This window comes from Ruegeria sp. CDSC079 (genome assembly GCF_059610505.1).
In genome coordinates this window covers 565,432-588,706 of the sequence record NZ_JBXWNT010000001.1, presented here as the reverse complement: position 1 = coordinate 588,706, position 23,275 = coordinate 565,432, and the positions used below count along the sequence as shown (strand labels likewise).

21 protein-coding genes are annotated in these 23,275 nt (G+C 58.0%); 14 read left to right on the top strand and 7 right to left on the bottom strand.

Annotated elements, in window-relative coordinates; all coding sequences use genetic code 11:
• Positions 1-69: 69 nt before the first annotated feature.
• From AC2FIC_RS03010 to AC2FIC_RS03000, 3 genes are all read right to left on the bottom strand, one after another.
• Entirely contained in the window at positions 70-1,473 is a 1,404-nt protein-coding gene (locus AC2FIC_RS03010; protein WP_496690699.1) for a TRAP transporter large permease, read from the bottom strand.
• A 3-nt stretch (positions 1,474-1,476) separates the two neighbouring features.
• Positions 1,477-2,106, bottom strand: a complete 630-nt coding sequence (locus AC2FIC_RS03005) for a TRAP transporter small permease subunit (protein ID WP_142634321.1) — start codon at positions 2,104-2,106, stop codon at positions 1,477-1,479.
• 65 nt (positions 2,107-2,171) lie between these two features.
• On the bottom strand, positions 2,172-3,188 hold the full coding sequence (locus AC2FIC_RS03000) for a C4-dicarboxylate TRAP transporter substrate-binding protein (RefSeq protein WP_496690700.1): 1,017 nt from the start codon (positions 3,186-3,188) through the stop codon (positions 2,172-2,174).
• A 428-nt stretch (positions 3,189-3,616) separates the two neighbouring features.
• Here AC2FIC_RS03000 and acs point away from each other — a divergent pair, with 428 nt between their 5' ends.
• The 8 genes from acs (at position 3,617) to AC2FIC_RS02960 (ending at position 13,015) form a co-directional block, all read left to right on the top strand.
• Positions 3,617-5,581 carry an acetate--CoA ligase gene (acs, locus tag AC2FIC_RS02995; RefSeq protein WP_496690701.1) on the top strand — a complete coding sequence of 655 codons (1,965 nt, stop codon included), beginning with the start codon at positions 3,617-3,619 and terminating at the stop codon, positions 5,579-5,581.
• A 7-nt stretch (positions 5,582-5,588) separates the two neighbouring features.
• On the top strand, positions 5,589-6,272 hold the full coding sequence (locus tag AC2FIC_RS02990; RefSeq protein ID WP_142634327.1) for an adenylate kinase: 684 nt from the start codon (positions 5,589-5,591) through the stop codon (positions 6,270-6,272).
• Between the two features lie 184 nt (positions 6,273-6,456).
• Positions 6,457-6,741: a DUF4212 domain-containing protein gene (locus AC2FIC_RS02985; protein WP_142634329.1), complete on the top strand. Its 285-nt coding sequence runs from the start codon at positions 6,457-6,459 to the stop codon at positions 6,739-6,741.
• Positions 6,742-6,747: 6 nt separating this feature from the next.
• Positions 6,748-8,532: a sodium:solute symporter family protein gene (locus AC2FIC_RS02980; protein ID WP_142634331.1), complete on the top strand. Its 1,785-nt coding sequence runs from the start codon at positions 6,748-6,750 to the stop codon at positions 8,530-8,532.
• 111 nt (positions 8,533-8,643) lie between these two features.
• Positions 8,644-10,467 carry a DUF294 nucleotidyltransferase-like domain-containing protein gene (locus tag AC2FIC_RS02975; protein ID WP_496870014.1) on the top strand — a complete coding sequence of 608 codons (1,824 nt, stop codon included), beginning with the start codon at positions 8,644-8,646 and terminating at the stop codon, positions 10,465-10,467.
• 26 nt (positions 10,468-10,493) lie between these two features.
• The gene (locus tag AC2FIC_RS02970) at positions 10,494-11,012 is read left to right on the top strand and encodes a hypothetical protein (protein WP_142634335.1); all 519 of its coding nucleotides are present in this window, start codon (positions 10,494-10,496) and stop codon (positions 11,010-11,012) included.
• A 1-nt stretch (position 11,013) separates the two neighbouring features.
• The gene (locus tag AC2FIC_RS02965) at positions 11,014-12,426 is read left to right on the top strand and encodes a 3'-5' exonuclease (protein WP_496690704.1); all 1,413 of its coding nucleotides are present in this window, start codon (positions 11,014-11,016) and stop codon (positions 12,424-12,426) included.
• 88 nt (positions 12,427-12,514) lie between these two features.
• Positions 12,515-13,015 carry a flavin reductase family protein gene (locus tag AC2FIC_RS02960; protein WP_496690705.1) on the top strand — a complete coding sequence of 167 codons (501 nt, stop codon included), beginning with the start codon at positions 12,515-12,517 and terminating at the stop codon, positions 13,013-13,015.
• Between the two features lie 3 nt (positions 13,016-13,018).
• Here the strand turns inward: AC2FIC_RS02960 and AC2FIC_RS02955 are convergent, their stop codons facing one another.
• Genes AC2FIC_RS02955 through AC2FIC_RS02945 form a run of 3 tightly spaced genes read right to left on the bottom strand, consistent with a single transcriptional unit; the run spans position 13,019 to position 15,251 of the window.
• The gene (locus AC2FIC_RS02955) at positions 13,019-13,498 is read right to left on the bottom strand and encodes a DUF6505 family protein (protein WP_496690706.1); all 480 of its coding nucleotides are present in this window, start codon (positions 13,496-13,498) and stop codon (positions 13,019-13,021) included.
• Entirely contained in the window at positions 13,498-14,193 is a 696-nt protein-coding gene (locus AC2FIC_RS02950; protein WP_496690707.1) for a biotin/lipoate--protein ligase family protein, read from the bottom strand. The genes AC2FIC_RS02955 and AC2FIC_RS02950 overlap by 1 nt, the downstream gene beginning before the upstream one ends.
• Positions 14,190-15,251, bottom strand: a complete 1,062-nt coding sequence (locus tag AC2FIC_RS02945; protein WP_496690708.1) for an Mrp/NBP35 family ATP-binding protein — start codon at positions 15,249-15,251, stop codon at positions 14,190-14,192. Before AC2FIC_RS02945 ends, AC2FIC_RS02950 begins: the two co-directional genes overlap by 4 nt.
• A gap of 110 nt (positions 15,252-15,361) precedes the next feature.
• On the opposite strand from AC2FIC_RS02945, the gene AC2FIC_RS02940 reads away from it, so the two are divergent.
• Complete coding sequence (locus AC2FIC_RS02940) at positions 15,362-16,090, top strand: hypothetical protein (RefSeq protein ID WP_496690709.1); 729 nt, start codon at positions 15,362-15,364, stop codon at positions 16,088-16,090.
• Here the strand turns inward: AC2FIC_RS02940 and AC2FIC_RS02935 are convergent.
• A complete protein-coding gene (locus AC2FIC_RS02935; RefSeq protein ID WP_496690710.1) occupies positions 16,084-18,036 on the bottom strand; it encodes a 4Fe-4S binding protein in 1,953 nt (650 codons plus the stop codon). The two genes, AC2FIC_RS02940 and AC2FIC_RS02935, sit on opposite strands and share 7 nt — an antisense overlap.
• Before the next feature lie 230 nt (positions 18,037-18,266).
• On the opposite strand from AC2FIC_RS02935, the gene AC2FIC_RS02930 reads away from it, so the two are divergent.
• The 5 genes from AC2FIC_RS02930 to AC2FIC_RS02910 all read left to right on the top strand — a co-directional run bounded on the left by AC2FIC_RS02930 (position 18,267) and on the right by AC2FIC_RS02910 (position 23,265).
• Positions 18,267-18,821: a DUF3305 domain-containing protein gene (locus tag AC2FIC_RS02930; RefSeq protein WP_142634353.1), complete on the top strand. Its 555-nt coding sequence runs from the start codon at positions 18,267-18,269 to the stop codon at positions 18,819-18,821.
• On the top strand, positions 18,818-19,399 hold the full coding sequence (locus AC2FIC_RS02925) for a DUF3306 domain-containing protein (protein ID WP_496690711.1): 582 nt from the start codon (positions 18,818-18,820) through the stop codon (positions 19,397-19,399). Before AC2FIC_RS02930 ends, AC2FIC_RS02925 begins: the two co-directional genes overlap by 4 nt.
• A 4-nt stretch (positions 19,400-19,403) precedes the next feature.
• On the top strand, positions 19,404-20,015 hold the full coding sequence (locus AC2FIC_RS02920; protein WP_281972244.1) for a TorD/DmsD family molecular chaperone: 612 nt from the start codon (positions 19,404-19,406) through the stop codon (positions 20,013-20,015).
• Between the two features lie 59 nt (positions 20,016-20,074).
• On the top strand, positions 20,075-20,263 hold the full coding sequence (locus tag AC2FIC_RS02915) for a ubiquinol-cytochrome c reductase iron-sulfur subunit N-terminal domain-containing protein (RefSeq protein ID WP_142634359.1): 189 nt from the start codon (positions 20,075-20,077) through the stop codon (positions 20,261-20,263).
• Between the two features lie 107 nt (positions 20,264-20,370).
• Positions 20,371-23,265: a formate dehydrogenase subunit alpha gene (locus AC2FIC_RS02910; RefSeq protein WP_142634361.1), complete on the top strand. Its 2,895-nt coding sequence runs from the start codon at positions 20,371-20,373 to the stop codon at positions 23,263-23,265.
• Positions 23,266-23,275 lie beyond the last annotated feature (10 nt).

Below are 23,275 nucleotides of genomic sequence, written 5' to 3'. Positions count from 1 at the left end.
GATACCCTGCCCCCGTGCGCCAGCCGGGGGCAGGTATCACCAAAGATTGACTTTGCCAGATGCCACCAATTACCCGGCCAGCGAAGGCAGGTACAGAACGATGCCCGGAAAGGCGACCAGCAGCGCAATCGTCACGGCGTCGGCGATGAAAAACGGCGTCACGCCCTTGAACACGTCCTGAACGCTCAGATCAGGGCGGACGCCGGCAACGACAAAGCAATTCAAACCGATCGGTGGTGTGATCAGGCAGAACTCGGCCATTTTCACTACCAAAATACCAAACCAGATGGCGCACATCGGACCGGACATCCCAAACGTACTTTCCGCAGCGGTGACGGCCTCGCCCCCGTTCAGCGCCATAACTGCCGGATAGACAACCGGCAGAGTCAGCAGCAGCATCCCGATGGCATCCATGAACATGCCGAGCACCGCATAGGCCAGCAGGATGCAGATCAGGATCAGCATGGGTGACATGGTCAGCGATGTGATCCAATCGGAAAACGCGTTCGGCAAATCGGCGAATCCCAGGAACCTGACATAGATCAGCACACCCCAGATGATCGAAAAGATCATTGCGGTCAATTTGGCTGTCTCGAGCAGTGCGGATTTCAACTCTGCCCATCTCATGCCGTGGAACAAGGCGAAACAGAATACGATGAAGGCACCTATTGCGCCGCCCTCGGTTGGTGTGCCCCAGGCTTTCTCACCAAAGGGGTTATAGACAAAACAGATGATGATCAGGATCACCGCCACAATCGGCAGAGCGCCAGGCAAAGAAGCAAAACGCTGTTTCCAGGTAAAGCCAGTGACCGGTGGGCCGACATTCTTGAACACCACCGCGATACCGACGATCAGCAACCCGTAAATAACCGCCGAAAAGGCTCCCGGTATGAACCCGGCGAGCAACAGCTTGCCCACATCCTGCTCTACGATGATCGCATAAATCACAAGGATCGCAGAAGGTGGGATCAGCGAGGCCAACGTGCCGCCTGCGGCGACAACGCCCGCCGCAAATTGTTTGTTGTACCCTACCTTCAGCATTTCCGGGATCGCGATCCGGGCAAACACCGCAGATGTCGCGACCGATGCCCCCGAGACTGCAGCAAACCCAGCGGTGGCGAACACGGTTGCGACCGCAAGCCCACCCGGAACCCAGGCCACCCAGCGCTTGGCCGCCTCGAACAGCGCGCGCGTCAGGCCTGCGTAATAGGCAAGGTAACCGATCAGGATAAAGGTCGGGATCAGGCTGAGCGTATGGGCTGCAACCTTGGAATGCGGCACTTGCCCTGCGGTTTTTACCGCAACGGTCAGCGCCTTGCCAAATCGGTCAGGATCATATCCGAATTTGGCCCAGAATATCCAAACCAGACCGATCAGCCCCGCCAAAGCCGCGGCAAAAGCCACACGCATTCCGGTGATAACCAGAACCAGCAGACCACCGGTGACCCAGAGGCCAATCTCAATCGAGTCCATATGCTAGTCCTGTCCTTCGAATTGTTCGGCTTCAGCGGCAGCCTGCGCAGCAGCGTCCTGTATCATCGGCACCGCAACTGGGTTTTGTAGGCCCAGCACAAAGGCCCGTCCATAACCCCAGATTTGCAGCACAAGCCGCAAGCAAAGTACCGAAAACGCAATAGGTGCCAGTAACTTGGCAGGCCAGAGCGGGATGCCAATGTCGATCGAGCTGTCCCGGCTCCACAGAGGTGCGCCAAAGTCGAATGATCTGTCGAAATGGGACCAGCTGCCCCAGACCAATGCCAACATGAGCACCAGGATGAGAACGACCGAAATCAACTCGAACAGCCACAAAGCCCGTCCGTGTAGCCGCGAAATGACAATATCCATCCGGATATGGCCCCCATCGCGTTGTACGTAAGAGATACCTAGAAACGCAATCAAAGGCATGGCTTGCTCGATCCAATCGACATAGCCCGGCAATGGCGCGTTATAGGCGTTGCGCCCGCTCACCGAGACAACTGCCAGCACCATTAACCCGAACACGGCAATTCCGCTGATCAGTGCAAGCGTACGCTCGGCCCTTAACAGCAGCTGGTCCAGCCTGCTCAGACGGCTATCATCCGCAAGCACCGTCGCCTGTCCTGCCATTCCGCTGGCCCTCTCTGTATTGGAATCAGTGTCCGGGTACCGCGCTGGGTACCCGGAACGCGTGATCAGTTCCCGCCACGCTGTTGTTTCAACGTCAGTTGAACAAGATCATATAGATCCTGCGCAGGCAGACCCTGCGCGGACATGTCAGCGATCCACTGCTCGCGGATCGGATCAGCAGCCTTGGTGCGGAATTCCTCCAGCACGGCTTCGTCGATCTGAACTTTCTGCACGCCTTTTTCGGTCAACACACCATCCCACTGCTCCAGCAGACCGCCGTAATTGGCGAGATAATGGGCAATGGCCTCGTCGACAGAACTGTTAAGCGCTTCACGATGTTCCGCAGGCAGAGCTTCGTAGGCGTCGATATTGACCACAACCGGACAGTTTACAGTGCCGGGGTTCAGGTTGGCCGTCCACCAGTCGGCTTCGTTGATAGTGCCGAAAGACAAATGTGCGTGCTGAGCAAAGGCCACTGTATCAACAACACCAGATTCCATCGCATTAAACGCCTCGGTCGCGGGCACCGATGTTGGAACACCGCCAACGGCCTCAAACGCCTTGCCCAGCCCGCCAGTCGCACGTACACGCATGCCGTCAAAATCGGCAAGCGTTGAGCGCGGATCACCGGTTCCAACGATATTATACTGGGGCATTGGCGACGTCATGATGATCCGGGCATTCCACTGAGCCATCTCATCCTTAACGGCGGGATGATCATATACAGCGTGGCTGATGGCCACCTCTTCTTCCAAATTGTTCACACCCAGGAACGGCAGTTCAAGTACAGTGATCGCCCGATTTTTGTCGCGGTGATAGCCTGCGCAGAACTGCGCCATCTCGAATGCACCGATCTCAATCCCGTCCAGATTCTCTTTCGGCTTTGACAGCCCGCCATAGCTGACATTGATCGTGAATTCGCCACCGGTTTTTTCGCTGACCAGTTCAGCCAGTTTCTCGACATGTTCGGTAAAGGCCCGGCGTTTGCCCCAGACCGAAGCATTCCATTCTGTTGCTGCAGCTTCGGTAACGAATGCAACAGTCAGGGCGGCGACGGCGGCACCGCTCAACATTTTAGTCATAGTGATTTCTCCCATTGATGCGCCCCCTTTTTTGGGTCGCTTGCGCGTAAAGCTAGCGCCAACATCGATATGTGCCAACCCCTGCCAGACCACCCATCAAAATCTGCAATCCGCCCGCCAGCGCTAACAATCATAAGGTGTATATGAAATGTGTAAATTTCACGGGCGAGCACTTTGAAAACAGTTGAAATATGGTTAACATCTATATTGCTGTTTTAAATATGTTTTTTTACTATCTTACGATTTCCTTTACAACCCCCCCAGAGAGAATGAAATTTATTAACAAATAAACCCTGCTATTTCTGTAATTTATTTCTTTGTTTTCTGATCTCCGTATTATCCTGCATCGGGAGGAAACAGGTCGACATTGCCTGTTCAGCGGGCAAGATTGTCCCAGTGAATTTAAGTCCAGAGGGAGGAACCTCAGAATGACAACCGCTGCTCAGGCAGATGCCAAAGTTTATCCGCCATCCGCAGAAATTTCAGCGCGTGCGCATGTCGATGCCAAGAAATACGGCGAAATGTACACGGCTTCTATAACCGACCCCGTTGCATTCTGGGGCGAACAGGGCAAACGCGTTGACTGGATTAAACCCTATACCCAAGTGAAAGACGTCAGCTATGATTTGGGCTCGGTCGGGATCAACTGGTATGCGGATGGCACTCTGAACGTTTCAGCCAACTGCCTGGATCGTCATCTGAATACACGCGGCGATCAGACTGCGATCATCTGGGAACCTGATGACCCGAATGAACCCGCCCAACACATCACCTATGCCGAACTGCACCGCCGTACCTGCCGGATGGCAAATATCCTGGTTTCCATGGGCGTGCGCAAAGGCGACCGTGTGGTCATTTATCTTCCGATGATCCCCGAGGCTGCATATGCGATGCTGGCGTGCGCACGTATCGGTGCAATCCACTCGATTGTTTTTGCAGGGTTTTCCCCCGATGCCCTGGCTGCACGCGTCAACGGATGCGACGCCAAGGTTCTGATTACAGCTGATGAGGCCCCTCGCGGCGGCCGTAAGACACCGTTGAAGTCAAACGCAGACGCGGCCCTGCTGCACTGCAAGGACACGGTGAAATGCTTGGTTGTCAAGCGTACCAACGGCCAGACCACATGGATCGACGGGCGCGACTACGACTATAACGAGATGGCGCTCGAGGCGGATGACTATTGCGCGCCTGCGGAAATGGACGCCGAAGATCCTCTGTTCATTCTGTATACCTCCGGTTCGACCGGTCAGCCCAAAGGTGTCGTGCACACGACCGGCGGATATCTGGTCTATGCGGCAATGACGCATGAGATCACCTTCGATTACCATGAAGGCGACGTCTATTGGTGTACCGCCGATGTCGGCTGGGTGACCGGCCACAGCTATATCGTCTATGGCCCGCTGGCCAATGGCGCGACCACGCTGATGTTCGAAGGTGTTCCGACCTATCCGGATGCATCCCGCTTTTGGCAGGTCTGTGAAAAGCACAAGGTCAATCAATTCTACACGGCCCCTACCGCTTTGCGCGCCCTGATGGGGCAAGGCAATGAATGGGTCGAGAAATGCGATCTGAGCGATCTGCGCACGCTGGGCACTGTGGGTGAGCCGATCAACCCGGAAGCGTGGAACTGGTACAATGACGTTGTCGGCGGTGGGCGTTGCCCGATCGTGGACACCTGGTGGCAAACCGAAACCGGTGGTCACTTGATGACCCCCCTGCCCGGTGCCCACGCGATGAAGCCCGGCTCGGCCATGAAACCGTTCTTTGGCATCCAGCCTGTGGTTCTGGACCCGCAATCCGGGGTCGAGATCGACGGCAACGGCGTCGAAGGCGTGCTGTGCATCAAGGACAGCTGGCCCGGCCAGATGCGTACGGTCTGGGGCGATCATGAACGGTTCGAGAAGACTTATTTCTCGGACTACAAAGGCTACTACTTCACCGGTGACGGCTGCCGCCGGGACGAGGATGGCGATTACTGGATCACCGGACGTGTGGACGATGTGATCAACGTCTCGGGGCACCGCATGGGTACGGCCGAGGTTGAAAGCGCTCTGGTGGCACATGCTGCCGTGGCCGAGGCCGCGGTTGTGGGCTATCCCCATGATATCAAAGGGCAAGGCATCTATTGCTATGTCACCTTGATGAATGATCGCGAACCCTCGGACGAGCTTGTGAAAGAGCTGCGCACCTGGGTTCGGACCGAGATCGGACCGATTGCCAGCCCGGATGTGATCCAATGGGCTCCTGGCCTGCCAAAAACCCGCTCGGGCAAGATCATGCGCCGTATCCTGCGTAAGATCGCCGAGAATGATTTTGGATCGCTCGGTGACACATCGACCCTGGCTGATCCGTCCGTGGTCGACAACTTGATCGAAAACCGCGCAAGCAAGTGAGGATGTGATGGACGCTGCCACGATCACTACACCCACCGTACTGATCCTTCTCGGCCCCCCGGGCGCCGGGAAGGGTACACAGGCCCGTATGCTCGAAGACAAGTTCGGGCTTGTCCAACTCAGCACGGGTGACCTGTTACGGGCGGCAGTTGCCGCAGGAACCGAAGCCGGAAAAGCCGCCAAAGCTGTCATGGAGGCGGGTGATCTGGTCAGTGACGATATCGTAATTGCAATCCTGCGGGATCGTCTGGCCGAACCGGACTGCGCCAAGGGCGTCATTCTGGACGGCTTCCCCCGCACCACGGTTCAGGCACAGGCGCTGGACGCGCTGCTGTCAGAGACCGGTCAGCAGATCAACGCAGCCATCAGTCTTGAGGTTGAAGACGCTGAAATGGTGATCCGTATTTCCGGCCGTTACACATGTGCCGGATGTGGCGAAGGGTTCCATGATCGGTTCAAAACGCCCGCAGTCGAAGGCAAATGCGACAAATGCGGCAAGACCGAGTTCAAGCGCCGCGCAGATGATAATGCTGAAACCGTCGCCTCACGGCTGGCTGCCTATCACGCGCAGACCGCGCCGCTGATCACTTATTACCAAGACCACGGCGTTCTGAAAGGTCTGAACGCAATGGGCAATATCGAAGACATCGCCGGCAATCTGGAACGGATCGTCAGCGACACAATGAACTAGGGGAATATGGCCCGCCCTCAATAAGGGCCGAATTCCTAAAGGAAAACTTCAAAGGACCCGCTCTGGCGGACCAGAGAAGCCTTGCCTGATGCCACCTGGCATCAAGCATATCGAAAAGTGGCCCCGCGCGCTGGAGGGTTAGGACAACGGGCCGCTCAAAGAGGAAGCGAAGGAGGAACCCGCGATGGCGGATCAATCAACACACTCCGCGCAGACTGCCGAAGCCGATAAGGGCTATTGGCAGGCCAACCTGCGTCTTATCTACATCAGCCTGGTGATCTGGGCGCTGGTGTCGTTTGGATTCGGCATTTTGCTGCGTCCACTTCTGTCCGGCATTTCCGTCGGCGGAACCGATCTCGGCTTTTGGTTCGCGCAACAGGGATCCATCTTGGTCTTTCTGCTGCTGATCTTCAACTACGCCTGGCGGATGAACAAGCTAGACGCTGAATACGGCGTTGAGGAGGAGTAAGACCCTATGGACCAGTTTACCATCAACCTGCTGTTTGTGGGCGCGTCCTTTGCGCTTTACATCGGCATCGCGATCTGGGCCCGTGCTGGGTCCACATCAGAATTCTACGCCGCCGGTCGCGGCGTTCACCCGGTCACCAACGGTATGGCGACAGCGGCAGATTGGATGTCTGCAGCCTCGTTCATCTCGATGGCGGGCCTCATCGCCTTTACCGGTTATGACAACTCGTCCTTCCTGATGGGTTGGACCGGTGGTTATGTGCTGCTGGCGCTGCTTCTTGCCCCTTACCTGCGTAAGTTCGGCAAGTTCACCGTGTCAGAGTTCATTGGCGACCGCTTTTACAGCCAGACCGCGCGTATCGTGGCGGTGATCTGTCTGATCGTAGCGTCTGTGACCTACGTGATCGGCCAGATGACCGGCGTTGGCGTAGCTTTTGGCCGCTTCCTTGAAGTGTCAAACACCACCGGGTTGTTAATTGGTGCAGCCGTTGTGTTCGCCTACGCGGTGTTTGGGGGGATGAAGGGCGTGACCTACACACAGGTCGCTCAGTACTGCGTGCTGATCACCGCCTACACAATCCCAGCCATCTTTATTTCCCTGCAACTGACTGGCAATCCGGTTCCGGCTCTGGGTCTGTTTGGTGATACCGCCAGCGGTGAACCGCTGCTGACCAAGCTGGATGCGATCGTGACCGAGCTGGGCTTTAACGAATACACCGCCCACCACTCGGACACGCTGAACATGGTGCTGTTCACGCTGTCGCTGATGATCGGTACGGCCGGTCTGCCGCACGTTATCATGCGTTTCTTCACCGTGCCGAAAGTGGCTGATGCCCGCTGGTCTGCCGGTTGGGCGCTGGTGTTCATCGCACTGCTGTACCTGACCGCCCCCGCGGTTGGCGCAATGGCCCGTCTAAACATCAGTGACATGATGTGGCCAAATGGCGGCATCGAAGGTGGCGCCGTATCCGTCGAAGATATCGACAACGACGCCCGTTATGACTGGATGGCCACATGGAAGAAAACCGGCCTGCTGGACTGGGAAGACAAGAACGGCGACGGCAAGATCCAGTACTATAACGACAAGAATGCCGACATGCAGGCGCTTGCGGAAGAGAAGGGCTGGGTCGGAAACGAGCTGACCAAGTTCAACCGTGACATCCTGGTTCTGGCCAACCCCGAGATTGCCAACCTGCCGGGTTGGGTGATCGGTCTGGTCGCTGCCGGTGGTCTTGCGGCTGCTCTGTCGACCGCTGCAGGCCTGTTGCTGGCGATCTCGTCCGCGGTGTCACACGACCTGATCAAAGGCGCGATCAACCCGCAGATTTCGGAAAAATCCGAGCTTCTGTCGGCGCGGATCGCAATGGGCGTGGCCATTGTTGTGGCGACATATCTGGGCCTGAACCCTCCGGGTTTTGCAGCGCAGACCGTTGCCCTGGCGTTTGGTCTGGCAGCTGCCTCGATCTTCCCGGCGCTGATGATGGGGATCTTCTCGACCCGCATCAACAACACCGGTGCAGTTGCTGGTATGCTGGCTGGTCTGACTGTGACACTGGTCTACATCTTCCTGCACAAGGGCTGGTTGTTCATTCCGGATACCAACTCGTTCACGGATGCTGATCCTCTGTTGGGTACGATCAAGTCGACTTCGTTCGGTGCGATCGGTGCATTGGTCAACTTCACTGTCGCCTATGTGGTGGCTGGCATGACCAAGGAAACCCCGCAAGAGATCAAGGATCTGGTCGAAAGCGTCCGCATTCCCCGTGGCGCGGGTGCCGCTCAGGATCACTGAGTAGAGATGCGGCCCCTGAGCACCTTGCCAAAGGCCGTGTCTTTCGACTGACTACTCCCGCCCGGCATTCCACCGGGCGGGATTTTTCGAATAGAAACCGAGGAGTATCCGATGCCCCTTCCCCAAGCCGAGATCACGCGGTTTCTGAAATCCGTTCACCCTTACGACGCCCTGCCCGCCGATGATCTGGCAACGCTGTCTGATCAGATCGAAGTTTGGGAGGTCGAAGAAGGATCCCCGGTGTATCAACTGGGCGCGCCCCTGCCCGGCGTATTCGTGATTTACGAAGGACAGGTTGAAATCACTGACAGGAACGGCGCGATTGTCTCTCATCTGGGACTGCGCAATTCTTTCGGGGAACGCGGTTTACTGAAAGACGGTAAAGCCGCGACCAAAGCGCAGGCACACGCAAACTCGGTTTTTCTGGTGATCCCGCCCAACCTGATCCGAGACCTCATTGACGAACATGAAATCGTCGCCAAATTCTTTGATCGGACCCGCACGGAACGCCCCAGCCCCCAAAGCCTTGCAACCAGCGCTATCGACGTTCTGATGGCACATAACCCCGCAACCTGCCCCCCAAATACCACCGTTCGCGAAGCGGCGCAGATGATGAGGGACAGACATATTTCCTCTCTCTGCATCACCAAGGGGGACATTCTTTTGGGGATCGCCACCTTACGAGATATCTCGGGCAAATACGTTGCCGATGGGATGTCTGTGGATACCCCTGTATCGGCAATAATGACGGCAAACCCGGTGACGCTGTCACCGTCGGATATCGGATCGGATGTTCTTCACATCATGATGGAGCGCGGCATCGGCCATATTCCGGTATCCGAAGCTGGGCGTCTGGTCGGAATTGTCACCCAGACAGACCTGACCCACTATCAGGCGGTCAATTCCGCCGAGTTGGTGCGCCGGATAGCAAATGCGCAAACCGCGCAGCAGATGGCAGAAGTGACCGAAGAGATTCCCCGGCTTCTGGTCCAGCTTGTCGCTGCCGGAAATCGCCACGAGATCGTTACACGCCTGATTACCGATATCGCCGACACAGCCACCAGACGTTTGCTGGCAATGGCAGAAAAGCAGCTTGGACCACCACCTGTGCCTTACTTATGGCTGGCCTGCGGATCGCAGGGACGACAGGAACAAACCGGGGTGTCGGATCAGGACAACTGCTTGATGCTGGATGACAAAGTAACCGATGACGACATGCCATATTTCCAGGCACTGGCAAAAATCGTTTCGGACGGGCTGGATAAATGTGGGTACTTTTATTGCCCGGGCGACATGATGGCGACAAATCCACGCTGGTGCCAACCGGTAAGTGTCTGGCGTGATTATTTTCGCGGGTGGATCGCCAAACCAAACCCCGAGGCGCAGATGCTGGCCTCGGTCATGTTCGACCTGCGCCCCATTGGCGGCGCATTTCACCTGTTCGATGACCTGCAGTCCGAAACGCTGGCCGCGGCCCAAGCGAATTCAATCTTTGTGGCGCATATGATCTCGAACTCGTTAAAGCACACGCCGCCGCTGGGCCTGTTACGCGGGTTTGCCACGGTACGCTCGGGCGAACATCGCAACACGCTGGATCTAAAGCATAATGGCGTTGTGCCTGTGGTTGACCTGGCCCGGATATACAGCCTTCAGGGGCAACTGTCCCAGGCCAATACACGTGCCCGCCTGAAAGCAGCTGGGGCGGCAGGCGTCCTCAGCCCCTCAGGTACCCGCGACCTGCTGGACGCTTACGATCTGATCGCCGAAACGCGGCTGGACCATCAGGCCCGTCTGGTGAAAGGCAACAAGAAGCCGGACAATTTCCTGCCCCCTTCCGATCTTTCGGACTTTGAGCGAAGTCATCTGCGAGATGCCTTTGTCGTGGTAAAAACAATGCAATCGGCGGTCGGCCACGGTAAAGGAATGCTGGGCTAAACCCTCAGGAACCTTGGAGAGTATTCATGTTCTTAGAACTGATCGGCACGATATTTGCAGGCGTCGCCCTAGCCGGCATCGTGATGGTGATCAACAAACTGACAGGCGGTCGCCTGCCTCGTTGGTCCGCACCAGTCGCGGCGGGCATTGGCATGATCGGGATGACGATCAACAGCGAGTATTCATGGTTTGACCGCACGCGCGATACGCTTCCAGATGGTCTGATCATCATTCAAGAGGTCGAAAGCCGCGCTTTGTACCGTCCCTGGACCTATGCGATGCCCTTTGTTGATCGTTTTGCCGCAATCGACACCCTATCTGTGCGCACCAATGACCAAGTGCCTGAGCAGCGCCTCGTTGAACTGTATTTCTTTGGCCGCTGGGCACCGGTTTCAAAATTGCCGGTCGCTGTGGATTGCGACAAGAACCAACGCGCCAATCTGGCGGATGGGGCAGAGTTTGGTGACAACGGCCAGTTGCTGAACGCCGATTGGGTAACAGGCTCTACGAACGATCCGATCATCGAGGCCACTTGCGGAGTGTAACATGCTGACCCGATTAAGCCTGCGCCTGCGGATTTTCCTCTTCTTCTGCCTGCTGGCGGTCGGCGGGGTTGCCGTCAGCTCGGTTGCGCTTTGGGTCAGCTACAGGCGAGCGGCGGATCCGGCCCTTTTGGACGCGTTCATCTTTGCAGAGATCGTCATCGGGTTCGGTCTGCTGGCCCTGATCGCCGCTGTCTGGCTATTGTTCGACGATAATGTCGCCAAGCCGATCGAAAGGCTTTCCGCTGAACTGCGCGCACGGGCGCATGCCGGTGTCAGCCGCGACCTCGATCTGCAAGCCGCGCGGTATCTTGGCGACCTGGCCCCTGCGGCTGCCGGTCTGGCCAACCAACTGTCCGACAAGACCATGGGCGTGGCAGAGGCTGTCGCTGCTGAAACCGAGCATCTGGCTGTGGAACAGCAAAGGCTTAGGGCGCTTTTGACTGAAATTCCTGTAGCCATATTGCTGGCTAGCCCCTCTCACAGGCTCGTTTTGTATGACGGACAGGCGGCCGAGGTTCTGGCACAGATTTCGCATCCACGCCTGAATGCGCCACTGTTCGATTACTTCCAGCCAGACGCGCTGCAGAAAGCCTATGCCAAACTGGCCAAGACCGGGATGGAGGCATCCTGTTCGCTGACCAGCATTGATGGGGCGCAGACCTATTCAGCCCGCATGAAACCGCTGGGGGAAACTTCCGGCTATATGCTAATCCTAGATGACAGCGCCGCCAATATAGCGCCTGAGGCTGCCAGACCTCTGGTCTATGACTTTGGTTTGCTGAACACATCCACCGACCAATCATTCGAGACATTGCCTCTGCGCGAGCTTTGTTTTGTTGTCTTCGACACCGAAACCACCGGCCTGCTGCCGCACAAAGACGAGATCGTCCAGATCGGCGCAGTCCGTGTGGTAAATGGACGGATGGTCGAAGGCGAAAGGCTGGATATGCTGGTGAACCCGGTCATGCCGATCCCTGCCGCCTCGACCAAGGTTCACAAGATCACGGATCGAATGGTCGAAGGCGCGCCGGAAATCGCCGAAGCCGGGCGTATCTTTCACGAATTCGCGCGAAATGCTGTAATCGTGGCGCATAATGCACCTTTTGATATGGCGTTTCTACGACGCCACGCCGACTGTATGAAAGTTGAGTGGACGCATCCCGTACTGGATACGGTCCTGCTATCTGCGGTCCTGTTCGGCGCCAGCGACACGCACACTTTGGACGCGCTGTGCGAACGGCTGGACATTACAATTCCGCATGAGCTGCGCCATACGGCATTGGGTGATGCAGTTGCCACCGCCGAGGCGCTGGTTCGGATGCTTCCGATGCTGCAAGCGCGCGGGATGAATACGTTTGGCGAGGTCATCGAAGCAACCCGCCGGCACGGTCGTCTGCTTGAGGACCTGAACTGAGGGCGAAATATGCAACTCAGGCGCAGCTTTTCATGGACAATCCCGACTTGCCGTGGCACCTGAGGCGCGGCCACAGAATGAGCGTGAGATGACGGACCGCACCTTCACCCCAACCCCGGACAACAGCACCGCGTTTCGCGAGGCATTGGGGTGTTTTGGAACCGGGGTCACGGTCGTCACCACCGAAACAGCGCTGGGGCCCCGCGCAATCACGGTCAATTCGTTTTCCTCGGTCTCGCTGACGCCTCCGCTGGTGCTGTGGTGCCTGGCGAAGGATTCAAACCGGTTCGACGCTTTCAAAGACTGCGATCACTATTCGATCCATGTGATGGCTGAAGAGCAGCAGGAACAGGCCCTAAAATTCGCGCGCGAGGGTGCGGATTTTTCACATGCCAACTGGGCCGCAGATCACCGTGGTCGCCCTCGTCTGGCGGATTGTCTGGCGCGGTTCGACTGCCAGCTTCATGCCCGGCACGAGGCAGGGGATCATCTGATCATCGTGGGTGAGGTCGAACATGCCATGTACCGCACCGGCAAAGGCCTGATCTTCAAACGCGGTCAATTCGGCGGCTTTGCTGATCTGCTATAAGCCCTATTCGTCCAGCGATCCGTGGACGGCCAGCGCCTCAAGCTGGGTTTCCTGCGGTGTGATGATGCGAAACGCCTCAAGCACCCCGGTTTCAGACAGCTCACGGGCGACGGTCAGCAGAGTATTGGCGGCGTGATCATCGCATAGCTCTGCCATATGCGCGATCTCTTCCTGCGCAACACCCAGGGCGGCCTCGACCGATGGGGCTCCGTAGAATTGCACGAAATGTTCCGCCAAATTCCGGGCAATCTGGTCGATCTCGGCCTGTTCAACCTGCGTCACCGCTACAAAGGTCACCCGGCCGAATGTCTCAACCCCCAACCAACCATTCGCAAAGGCCTGGCGGGCTTTACCCTCCAAATCGCCTTCGCCCCAATTCGAAAACTCGAACCCGCCGGAAATGCACCACTCACCCGTTCTCGCCGGAGAATGAAACACATTCATGTCGCTTTCATCGAAATGGATCGCACGGGCCAATTTCATTATCCGTTCTCCAGTAAGTTAGTCAGCGGGTGCAGGCGGGTGTCCGCACCATTGCGGATAAGCATGCCAAACCGTTCATCAGTGCCCAAAAAGACCCCGATCTCGCCATAGGGTTCGCCAACACCACGCAGCAGGCCCAACCATTCGCTGTGCAACGGCGCGTTTCCGTCTTCTTGCCAGCGGTTGAGCCATGTCAGCATATGGCGCGACCAGCTTTCAATCAGTTGGACAGGCTGGACCTCGGCACACCCTTCATCATAGAGCGCTGTGATATCCGGGGTCTGGCCTGGCGCAGTGCTGGTCTGTAGCAAGGCCAGCTCCCAGCCGACAATCAACCAGTCGGGCTCAATCTGAGGGTCTGAAGTCGACGCAGCAACCTGAAACTTGCCGCAGGTCGCACCATTCACACAGATAGGGCCGCCCCAGTCCAAATGAACGGCAACCTCGGGCGGGGCCAGAGCGCCCAGCGCATTCTGAAACCCAACTCCGCAAAGCGGCAACATCACCATGGCGTCCTGCAACGGAACCTCAGGTGCAAATACAATGGCAACGCGCAAATGGTTGGCCTGAATGTTGTAGACCACCGTTCCGGCATCACAGCCCAGCGCTGCCATCGCCTGGGCGCGTTCGAACGGGTCTTCCCCGCCCTGAACGCCATGTCCAGTTAGCAACGGAGGAAAGACCGGCTGGGTCATGCATTGCCCTTGGTGATCATGTCGCGGGCAATCTTGCGGAAAGCTTCGGCCTGTGCGCTGTCCGGCTTGCTGACAACGATGGGCGCGCCCCCATCCGCCGCAACCCGGATATCCAGATGCAGCGGAATCTCACCAAGCAACGGAATGCCCAGCGCCTCGGCCTCAGCGGCGACGCCACCATGTCCGAACACATGTTCCTCATGCCCGCAGTTGGAACAGATATGGGTCGACATATTCTCGATCATTCCAATAATCGGCGTCTTGAGCTGATTGAACATATCGATCCCTTTGCGCGCGTCGATCAGGGCCACGTCCTGCGGGGTCGACACCACGATGGCCCCGTTCACCTTGAACTTCTGGCTGAGCGTCAGTTGCACATCGCCGGTGCCCGGCGGTAGGTCGACAATCAATACATCCAATGCGCCCCATTGCACCTGCCCCATCATCTGTTGAAGCGCGCCCATCAGCATCGGACCACGCCAGACGACCGCCTGACCTTCGTTGGTCATCAGTCCCATCGACATCATCGTGACGCCATGATTGCGCAGGGGCAGGATCGTTTTGCCATCCGGGCTGGCCGGGCGGCCAGAGACACCCAGCATCCGAGGCTGTGAAGGGCCATAGACATCGGCATCCAACAACCCGACACGCCGCCCTTCTGCAGCCAAAGCACAAGCCAGATTGGCGGATACGGTGGATTTACCGACTCCGCCCTTACCGGATGCAACGGCGATGATCCGATCGACACCCGGAACGGCCTGCGGACCTGTCTGAGATGGTTTCGGCTTGGGCTTCAGTTCAGGCGGGGCCTTTTCGGAATGCGCAGTCATCATGGCGGAAACCTTGTCGACCCCCTCCACCAACTGCGCAGCCTGCTCGGCGGCGGCGCGCACCGGCTCCATCCGCTCTGCCTGTTTCGGATCAATCTCAAGCACAAAGCGCACTGTATCGCCATCGACATTCAACGCGCGGACAACTCCGGCGCTGACGATATCCTGGCCTGAAACCGGATCGGTGATTTTCTTCAGGTTCGCCAGAACCGCGTCACGAATACTCATGCCATTACCCTTTTGGTTTGCCCGGTCGTTGGGATACGTTTCATTGCATGTGTCTCCGTCTTTTTTTCGTTCATTTGACGCATTCGGGCGCAGGCCGATAAGCTGCCTTTATGCGGGTTACCTTCTTTTGCCTGAGCTTGCTGCTCTCTGCTACCCCCTCTTGGTCGCAAGAGGCGCTGGGGCTTGCCGCCCCGGATGAGGTTACAGACTCTGGTCTGTTGCAACATATTCTTCCGCGTTTTTCTCTCAAGACCGGGATACGCGTCGTTGCAGACGATTCCGGCGCTATGGCTTTGGACGGTTCACCGCCAGGTGATCCGGTATTCGAGCGTCATGGCGTCACCTATCACCTGCGCATACTGGACGACCCAAAGCAGCTTCGGTTTCGGGACTGGCTGCTGTCCGACATCGGCAAGCGCACCGTTGAGAGTTTCGCGCCCGAAAGCGGCCCGCCCTATTCCGCCAGCTTAACGGTCGGGGCCGCGACCGAGACCGACAAGATCGACGGCGACGCTGTCCTGGGTGCGAATTTGTCGATGACCCATTGCGGGCGGTGCCATGTGATCGGTCCAGAGAACCAAATGAACGGGCTTGGCTCCACCCCCTCTTTCGCCGTGCTGCGGGCTATGCCGGACTGGTCCGAACGGTTCGAGGCCTTCTTTGCCCTGAACCCTCATCCCGCTTTCACGCAGATTGAGGACATAACCCCACCCTTCGATCCTCTGCGTCCCCCTCCAATCCACCCGGTCGAGATGACACTAGAGGAGTTAGAGGCCATTCTGGCCTTTGTCTCGGCCATCAAGGCAGCAGATCTGGGCGCGCCGCTACAGCTTCAATGATCCTTTCTTTTCGAGAAATAGTCCTCGGTCGTGACGACTTTGGGTTTCGGGTTTGACTGAAACGGGTTGTCCTTGTGTTGGAACTGCGCGTTCACGCGACAGTTGTCACACATCTGGATCATGCGCGCCTGCTCGGATGTCGCAAACATCGGATGCGTACCAGACAACTTTTCCATGATACGTTCGACGGTCGATTTGACACCAAAGAGAGCACCGCATTCCACACATGCAAAAGGATCTTCTTCGTTCAACACGTCCTGAGACAGGGCCGCATCACTTAAATCCAGTTGCGGAACCAGAGTTATTGCATTCTCGGGACAGATTGTCCGGCACAGACCACATTGCAGACAGGCATCCTGTTGGAAGTTCAGCTGCGGCATATCCGGGTTGTCGGCCAAAGCGCCTGACGGACAAAGGGACACGCAGCTGAGGCACAATGTACAGGCATCCGTATCCACCGCGATGGCCCCATAGGGTGCATTCTCGGGCAAGGGCAACGGGGCTGCGGCCTGCGGGTTCAGCGCCTGTGCGGCCAGTCGCGTAATCTGCCTACGATTTCCCAGCGGCAGAACCGGGTCGGCCAAGGGGGGCGGCACGTCCTGCGCATATAGCAGGTCGGACAGCGCATCGGGATCAGCCTGGTCGATCAGTGCCATCCCTGCAGTCCCAGCGATAGCCTGCGCCAGCGCCAGTTCGCGGTCCAAGGCATCCCTTTCGGTTGTTGGGGCCAGCAGCACATCAACCCGCGCAAACCCATGCGCCAGCGCGGCCAGCATCTCGGCATGGCCAAAGCCCGAGATCACGTTCAGTTCTAGCGGGATCACATCCGCTGGAATCCCGCGTCCGAAACGGGCGGACAGACGGATCATTTCGGCCCCATGCGCGTCATGCACCAACAGTCGGGGTGCTTGCCCGCCTGCACGCCGGTAGGTTCGCGACAGAATGTGCATCCGTGACAGCAGCGCAGAAACGGGCTGATCCTCGTAAGTTATCGCGGTAGATGGGCAAACCGCCGCGCATTCTCCGCATCCCGCGCAAACCATAGGGTCGATGGCCACATGCTCACCCGAAGGGATGATCGCCCCGGTCGGGCAGATATCCAGACAATTTGTACAGCCGACCTGTTCGGCACGGGAATGCGCACAGAGGGATTCTTCCAACCGGACATAGAGAGGCTTTTCAAATGTCCCGACCAGTTGCATGGCCTCAAACGCCAGCCGTTCGACAGCGACCGCATCTTTGGGATCAGCTCGCAAATACCCTTCGCGCTTGGCTGGGGCCTGAACCAGAGGCGTGCCGCCGGTCAGATCCACAACCATATCGCATGAGGAGTTCGCCCCATCGCGCGGTTCGGTCCAGCCAAAGGCCCCGCGTCCTCCGGGTTCAAGCTGCTGCAACGCATCCAGCTTTATCGAAAACCCGCCCAGCGCACCTTTCACAGTACGAACGCGCCCGCGCACCACATCAAAGCTGCGCGACATGGGGTCCATGTCATCAGTAGCCAAGACCGTCACGGCCAACTGGTCCGACAGGCGTTCTGCCACTTCAAAGCTCAGCGCGCCGGGCCCGACGATAAAGCATGTCCCTTCACTGACCACATCCACGCTGCGTGTGATCGGCTGAGGCAATACCGCCTCAGCAGCTAGCGCGGCCATTTTGGGGGCGGCATCCTGCCCTTGTTCAGACCACCCGGCCCGATCGCGCAGATCGACAAAGCCCGGCGCCTCGACACCTAACTCATCGGCCAATGCCAGGAAAACATCCTGCTCTTGCATACAGGCAATTACGACGTTGCCCTCTTGCAGCGGCTTGGCGGCGGATTCCAGTTCTTTCGTACATAATGCGGTGTGAATTCTGGAGCAGGCGACATCGCAAGCTGACGATAGCTTCTCAGCGTCAATGGTTTGCGTTCCCGCACAGTCACATAGCAGCAATCTCGTACCCATAACCTCCCCCGGATGTCCTCCCCAGTCCAAGGTCAGCTTAGAACCTCTGAAGAAAGTAGCAATGCCCGTGGGGGCCGGATCGCCGGAACAAAGCCCGATAAGAGCCGCGAGGACCGTAAACAATCGGTGAAGGGTGCATATTCGACCACCCAAGGACTTGGCAGGAAGCTACTTTGTGTACCATAGTAGACCCTGAGGAAGGCAGGGGAGAGCTTTCCAGGGAGGACTTAGTGGCCAAGGCCGCCAGCCAGATTGAAATGCCAATCGGCGTCGTCGTGCGCAAAACACCCGGGGTTACACGCTGGGCGCAATGGAACTGGCGCGCCGTCGCCGTGCTGCCCGGCGCTGGACCGGCCGATTGGCTGGAGATGCGGCGCGAGGGTGAAGCGGTCGAGTACCACGCGGCCACCCTGCCCCTGACCCTTTGGTCAGATGAGGCCGAAGCCTACATGGTCAACCTGTCGGACGGGCAACCCTCGATCTATCTGGTCCTGCGCGATGCGCTGGATGGAACACAGCCGATGGACGCGGTGCTGGTGACCGCCTCACCCTTCGAAGGACAGGACTACGCCGATACCGGCGAAGAGCTTGTCGAGAAAATCCCAATGACTGATGGGCTGATCGCTTGGGTACGTGATTTCGCACTGGAGCATCATCGCAACGAAGTCTTCGTCAAGCGCCGCCGTGATAAGAAACGCACCGATCTGGTTGAGGACGGCAAAGGGGATGTACGCATCCGGCAAGACTCGGATGTTTTCCGCGCCCCGCGGAGGATTGTGCAATGACAGAAACCCGCGATTTCTGGTCGCGCCGTAAAGCCGCCGTTCAGGCTGAGGCCAAAGCAGAGGTTGTAGCAGCACAAGAACAGGCTTTCGCTGAACAGCGGGGCGAGCTGGAAGAAAAGACTGACGCTGAAATTCTGGCAGAATTCAATTTGCCCGATCCTGATCTGTTGCAAGTTGGTGACGACGTCTCGGGCTTTATGGCCAAGGCAGTGCCTGACCGGTTGCGCCGCCGCGCCCTTCGGCAGCTCTGGCGCCTAAACCCGGTTCTGGCCAATGTCGATGGGCTGGTGGATTACGGCGAAGATTATACAGATGCCGCCTGCGTGATCGAAAATATCCAGACCGCCTATCAGGTCGGCAAAGGGATGCTTGCCCATATCGAAGCTCTGGCCACTCAGGCCGAGGAGGAAGACGCAGACCCGATCCCTGAGGTTGAAGAAACCACGCAAGAGCCTGAGTTGCCCGAGGTAGCCGAGATGCAATCGTCAGAGCCTGTAATGATTTCTGAAATCGACGACCCGGAAGAGGCAGAGCTTACGCCTGCCCCACGCCGCATGAAGTTTGAATACGAAGGATAACCGTATGAACGCAAGCAACGCGCAAAACCTGGACGTCTCAGCCGAGGATCGTCTGCGCGCGGATTTCTATAACTTCCTTGGGCTGCTGCTTGCGGCGCCTCCGGATCAGATGCTGCTGTCTCAGGTTACTGGTCTGACCGGCGATGAAACCGATCTGGGTCAGGCTATCAAGGCCATGTCGCGGGTCGCCAAGGTGACCAAACCCGCGGCTGCCGAACGCGAATTCAATGCCCTGTTCATCGGGCTAGGACGCGGAGAACTGCTGCCCTATGCCAGTTTCTACCTGACTGGTTTCCTGAACGAAAAACCGCTGGCGCAACTGCGCAACGACATGGCGGTTCGTCAGATCACACGGGCGCAGAACGTGTTTGAACCCGAAGACAATATCGCCTCGTTGATGGAGATGATGGCGGGCATGATCGTCGGACGCTTTGGTTCACCCGCCTCGCTGGAAGATCAAAAAGCGTTCTGGAACAAGCATATCGGCCCCTGGGCCGCACATTTCTATTCAGATTTGGAAGCTGCGGAAAACTCGGTTTTCTATGCCTCGGTCGGCACCGCCGGTCGGGTTTTCATGGAAATCGAGCGTGAAGCCTTTCGAATGACGGCGGGATGATCCCGCCATTCGCCAGCGCCCCAAAAGGCGCTAGATCGCAATTGGGAAAGGAGGATCCCATGAGCAAAACCAAGGAAGAAGGCGCCACGCGCCGTGATTTCTTGAAACTGGCCGGAACCGCAGCGCCCGCTGCAGTCGCCGCCGCCAGCCTGAGCGGACAAGCCGAAGCAGCCGAGCTGCCAACGGATGAGACCCGCATGCAGGACACCGCGCATACGCGCGCATATCTGGACAGCGCCCGGTTCTGAACCCCGGACGATGTCACCACCCGACTGACGGTTGCGATTGGCCCTGACGTCGGCACCAACAGGACCAAGCCAGCCATGGAAAACATGGCCAGCAAGGGAGGAAAGAAATGCTTAGGAAAAAGACCAACGGGGTTGCGAGACGCTCCCAGCGGACAAGTATCCTGTCCCAGGTCGGCGAGAAAACCGTCGATCGCCGCGCATTCCTGCGCGGATCGGGCCTGACGATCGGCGGGTTGGCCGCGATCAGCGCCACGGGTGGAACCGTGACGCCAGCCAGTGCCCAGTCAGCGGCCAATCAAGCCGTCGAAAACATCAAATCCATATGCACGCATTGCTCGGTCGGCTGTACCGTCGTCGCCGAGGTGCAGAACGGCGTCTGGATCGGGCAAGAACCCGGCTGGGACAGCCCTTTCAACCTGGGTGCGCACTGCGCCAAGGGGGCCTCGGTCCGTGAGCACGCCCATGGTGAACGCCGCCTGAAATATCCGATGAAAAAGGAAGGCGGCGAGTGGAAGCGCATCAGCTGGGAAGAGGCGATCAACGAGATCGGCGACGGCATGATGAACATCCGCGAAGAATCCGGACCGGACAGTGTGTACTGGCTTGGTTCCGCGAAACATAACAACGAACAGGCCTATCTGTTCCGCAAATTCGCCGCCTATTGGGGCACGAACAACGTGGACCATCAGGCCCGTATCTGCCACTCGACCACTGTTGCGGGTGTTGCGAATACATGGGGCTACGGCGCCATGACCAACAGCTATAACGACATCCACAACTCCAAGGCTATCTTCATCATCGGTGGCAACCCGGCTGAGGCACACCCTGTCTCTCTGCTGCATGTTCTGCGCGCAAAAGAGCAGAACAACGCGCCGCTGATCGTTTGCGACCCGCGCTTTACGCGCACCGCAGCGCATGCGGATGAGTATGTCCGGTTCCGCCCCGGCTCTGACGTGGCTCTGATCTGGGGTATCCTCTGGCACATCTTCGACAACGGCTGGGAGGACAAGGAGTTCATCCGCACCCGTGTCTGGGGCATGGATCAGATCCGCGAAGAGGTCGCCAACTGGAACCCGGAAGAAACCGAGCGTGTGACCGGCGTACCCGGATCACAGCTTAAGCGCGTGGCGCGCACCATGGCCAATAACCGGCCCGGCACGGTGATCTGGTGCATGGGCGGCACCCAGCACACCAATGGCAACAACAACACACGCGCCTATTGCGTGCTGCAGCTGGCTTTGGGCAACATGGGAACGTCGGGCGGTGGCACCAACATCTTCCGTGGCCACGACAACGTGCAGGGTGCGACGGACCTTGGTGTTCTGTCCCACACCCTACCCGGCTATTATGGCCTGTCCGCAGGGGCATGGGGCCATTGGGCGCGCGTTTGGGGTGAAGACCCTGAATGGCTGTCCGGCCAGTTCGCCTCGATCAAGGACAAGGAGGGCAAGGATAAACCGCTGCAGAACGAGCGCGGCATCCCGGTCTCTCGTTGGATCGACGGTGTTCTGGAAGACCCTGCCAACATGGATCAGGACAACAATGTCCGCGCCATGGTTCTGTGGGGGCACGCTCCGAACTCGCAAACCCGCGGGCCGGAAATGAAGACGGCGATGGAAAAGCTGGACATGCTGGTCGTGATCGACCCGTATCCCACCGTTTCCGCCGTTCTACATGATAGGACCGATGGCGTTTACCTACTGCCGGCCTGTACGCAGTTCGAAACCCGTGGCTCGGTCACGGCCTCGAACCGCTCGTTGCAGTGGCGCGACAAGGTGGTCGAACCGCTGTTCGAAAGCCTGCCGGACGAGGTCATCATGGCCAAGTTCGCCAACAAATTCGGCTGGGCGGATCGGTTCTTCCGCAATATCGAGATGGAGGACCCTGAGACCCCGAATGTTGAAAGCATCACGCGTGAGTTCAACTCGGGCCTCTGGACCATCGGCTATACCGGCCAATCGCCGGAGCGTTTGAAAAGCCACATGGCCAATCAGCACACGTTCGACAGAACCACGCTGCAAGCCATTGGTGGGCCAAACGATGGTGAATATTACGGTCTGCCCTGGCCGTGCTGGGGAACGCCCGAGATGGGTCATACGGGGACACCGAACCTCTATGACATGTCCAAACCGGTGGCCGAAGGTGGCCTGACCTTCCGCGCGCGCTTTGGCGTGGAACGTGATGGTGACAACCTGCTGGCCGAAGGGGTCTATAGCGTTGGGTCGGAAATTCAGGACGGATACCCTGAGTTTACGATGCAGATGCTGATGGATCTTGGTTGGGACGGCGATCTGACGGCCGAAGAACGTGCGGCCATTGACGCCGTTGCGGGGCCAAAGACCAACTGGAAAACCGACCTGTCAGGCGGCATCCAGAGGGTTGCGATTGCACATGGCTGTGCGCCCTTTGGCAACGCCAAGGCCCGCACCGTGGTCTGGACTTTCCCGGACCCGATCCCGTTGCATCGCGAGCCGCTTTATACCAACCGGCGCGATCTGGTAGAAGACTATCCGACCTATGAGGATCGTCAGTCCTATCGCCTGCCAACCCTGTATGCCTCGATCCAGAAGAACGACTTTTCAAAGGATTACCCGATAATCCTGACGTCTGGTCGTCTGGTCGAGTATGAGGGCGGAGGTGAGGAATCCCGGTCGAACCCCTGGCTGGCCGAGTTGCAACAGGACATGTTTGTCGAGATCAACCCCCGTGATGCCAACAATCTGGGCATTCGCGATGGGGCTCAGGTCTGGGTCGAAGGGCCTGAGGGCGGCAAGGTCAAGGTGATGGCGATGCTGACCAACAGGGTTGGTGCCGGCGTGGCCTTTATGCCATTCCACTTTGGCGGCCATTTCCAGGGTCAGGATCTGCGGGACAAATACCCCTCAGGCGCTGATCCCTATGTGCTGGGAGAAAGTTCGAACACCGCCCAGACCTATGGCTATGATTCAGTAACCCAGATGCAGGAGACCAAAGCGACTCTCTGCAAGATCTCAGCAGCGTAAGGAGGACGAC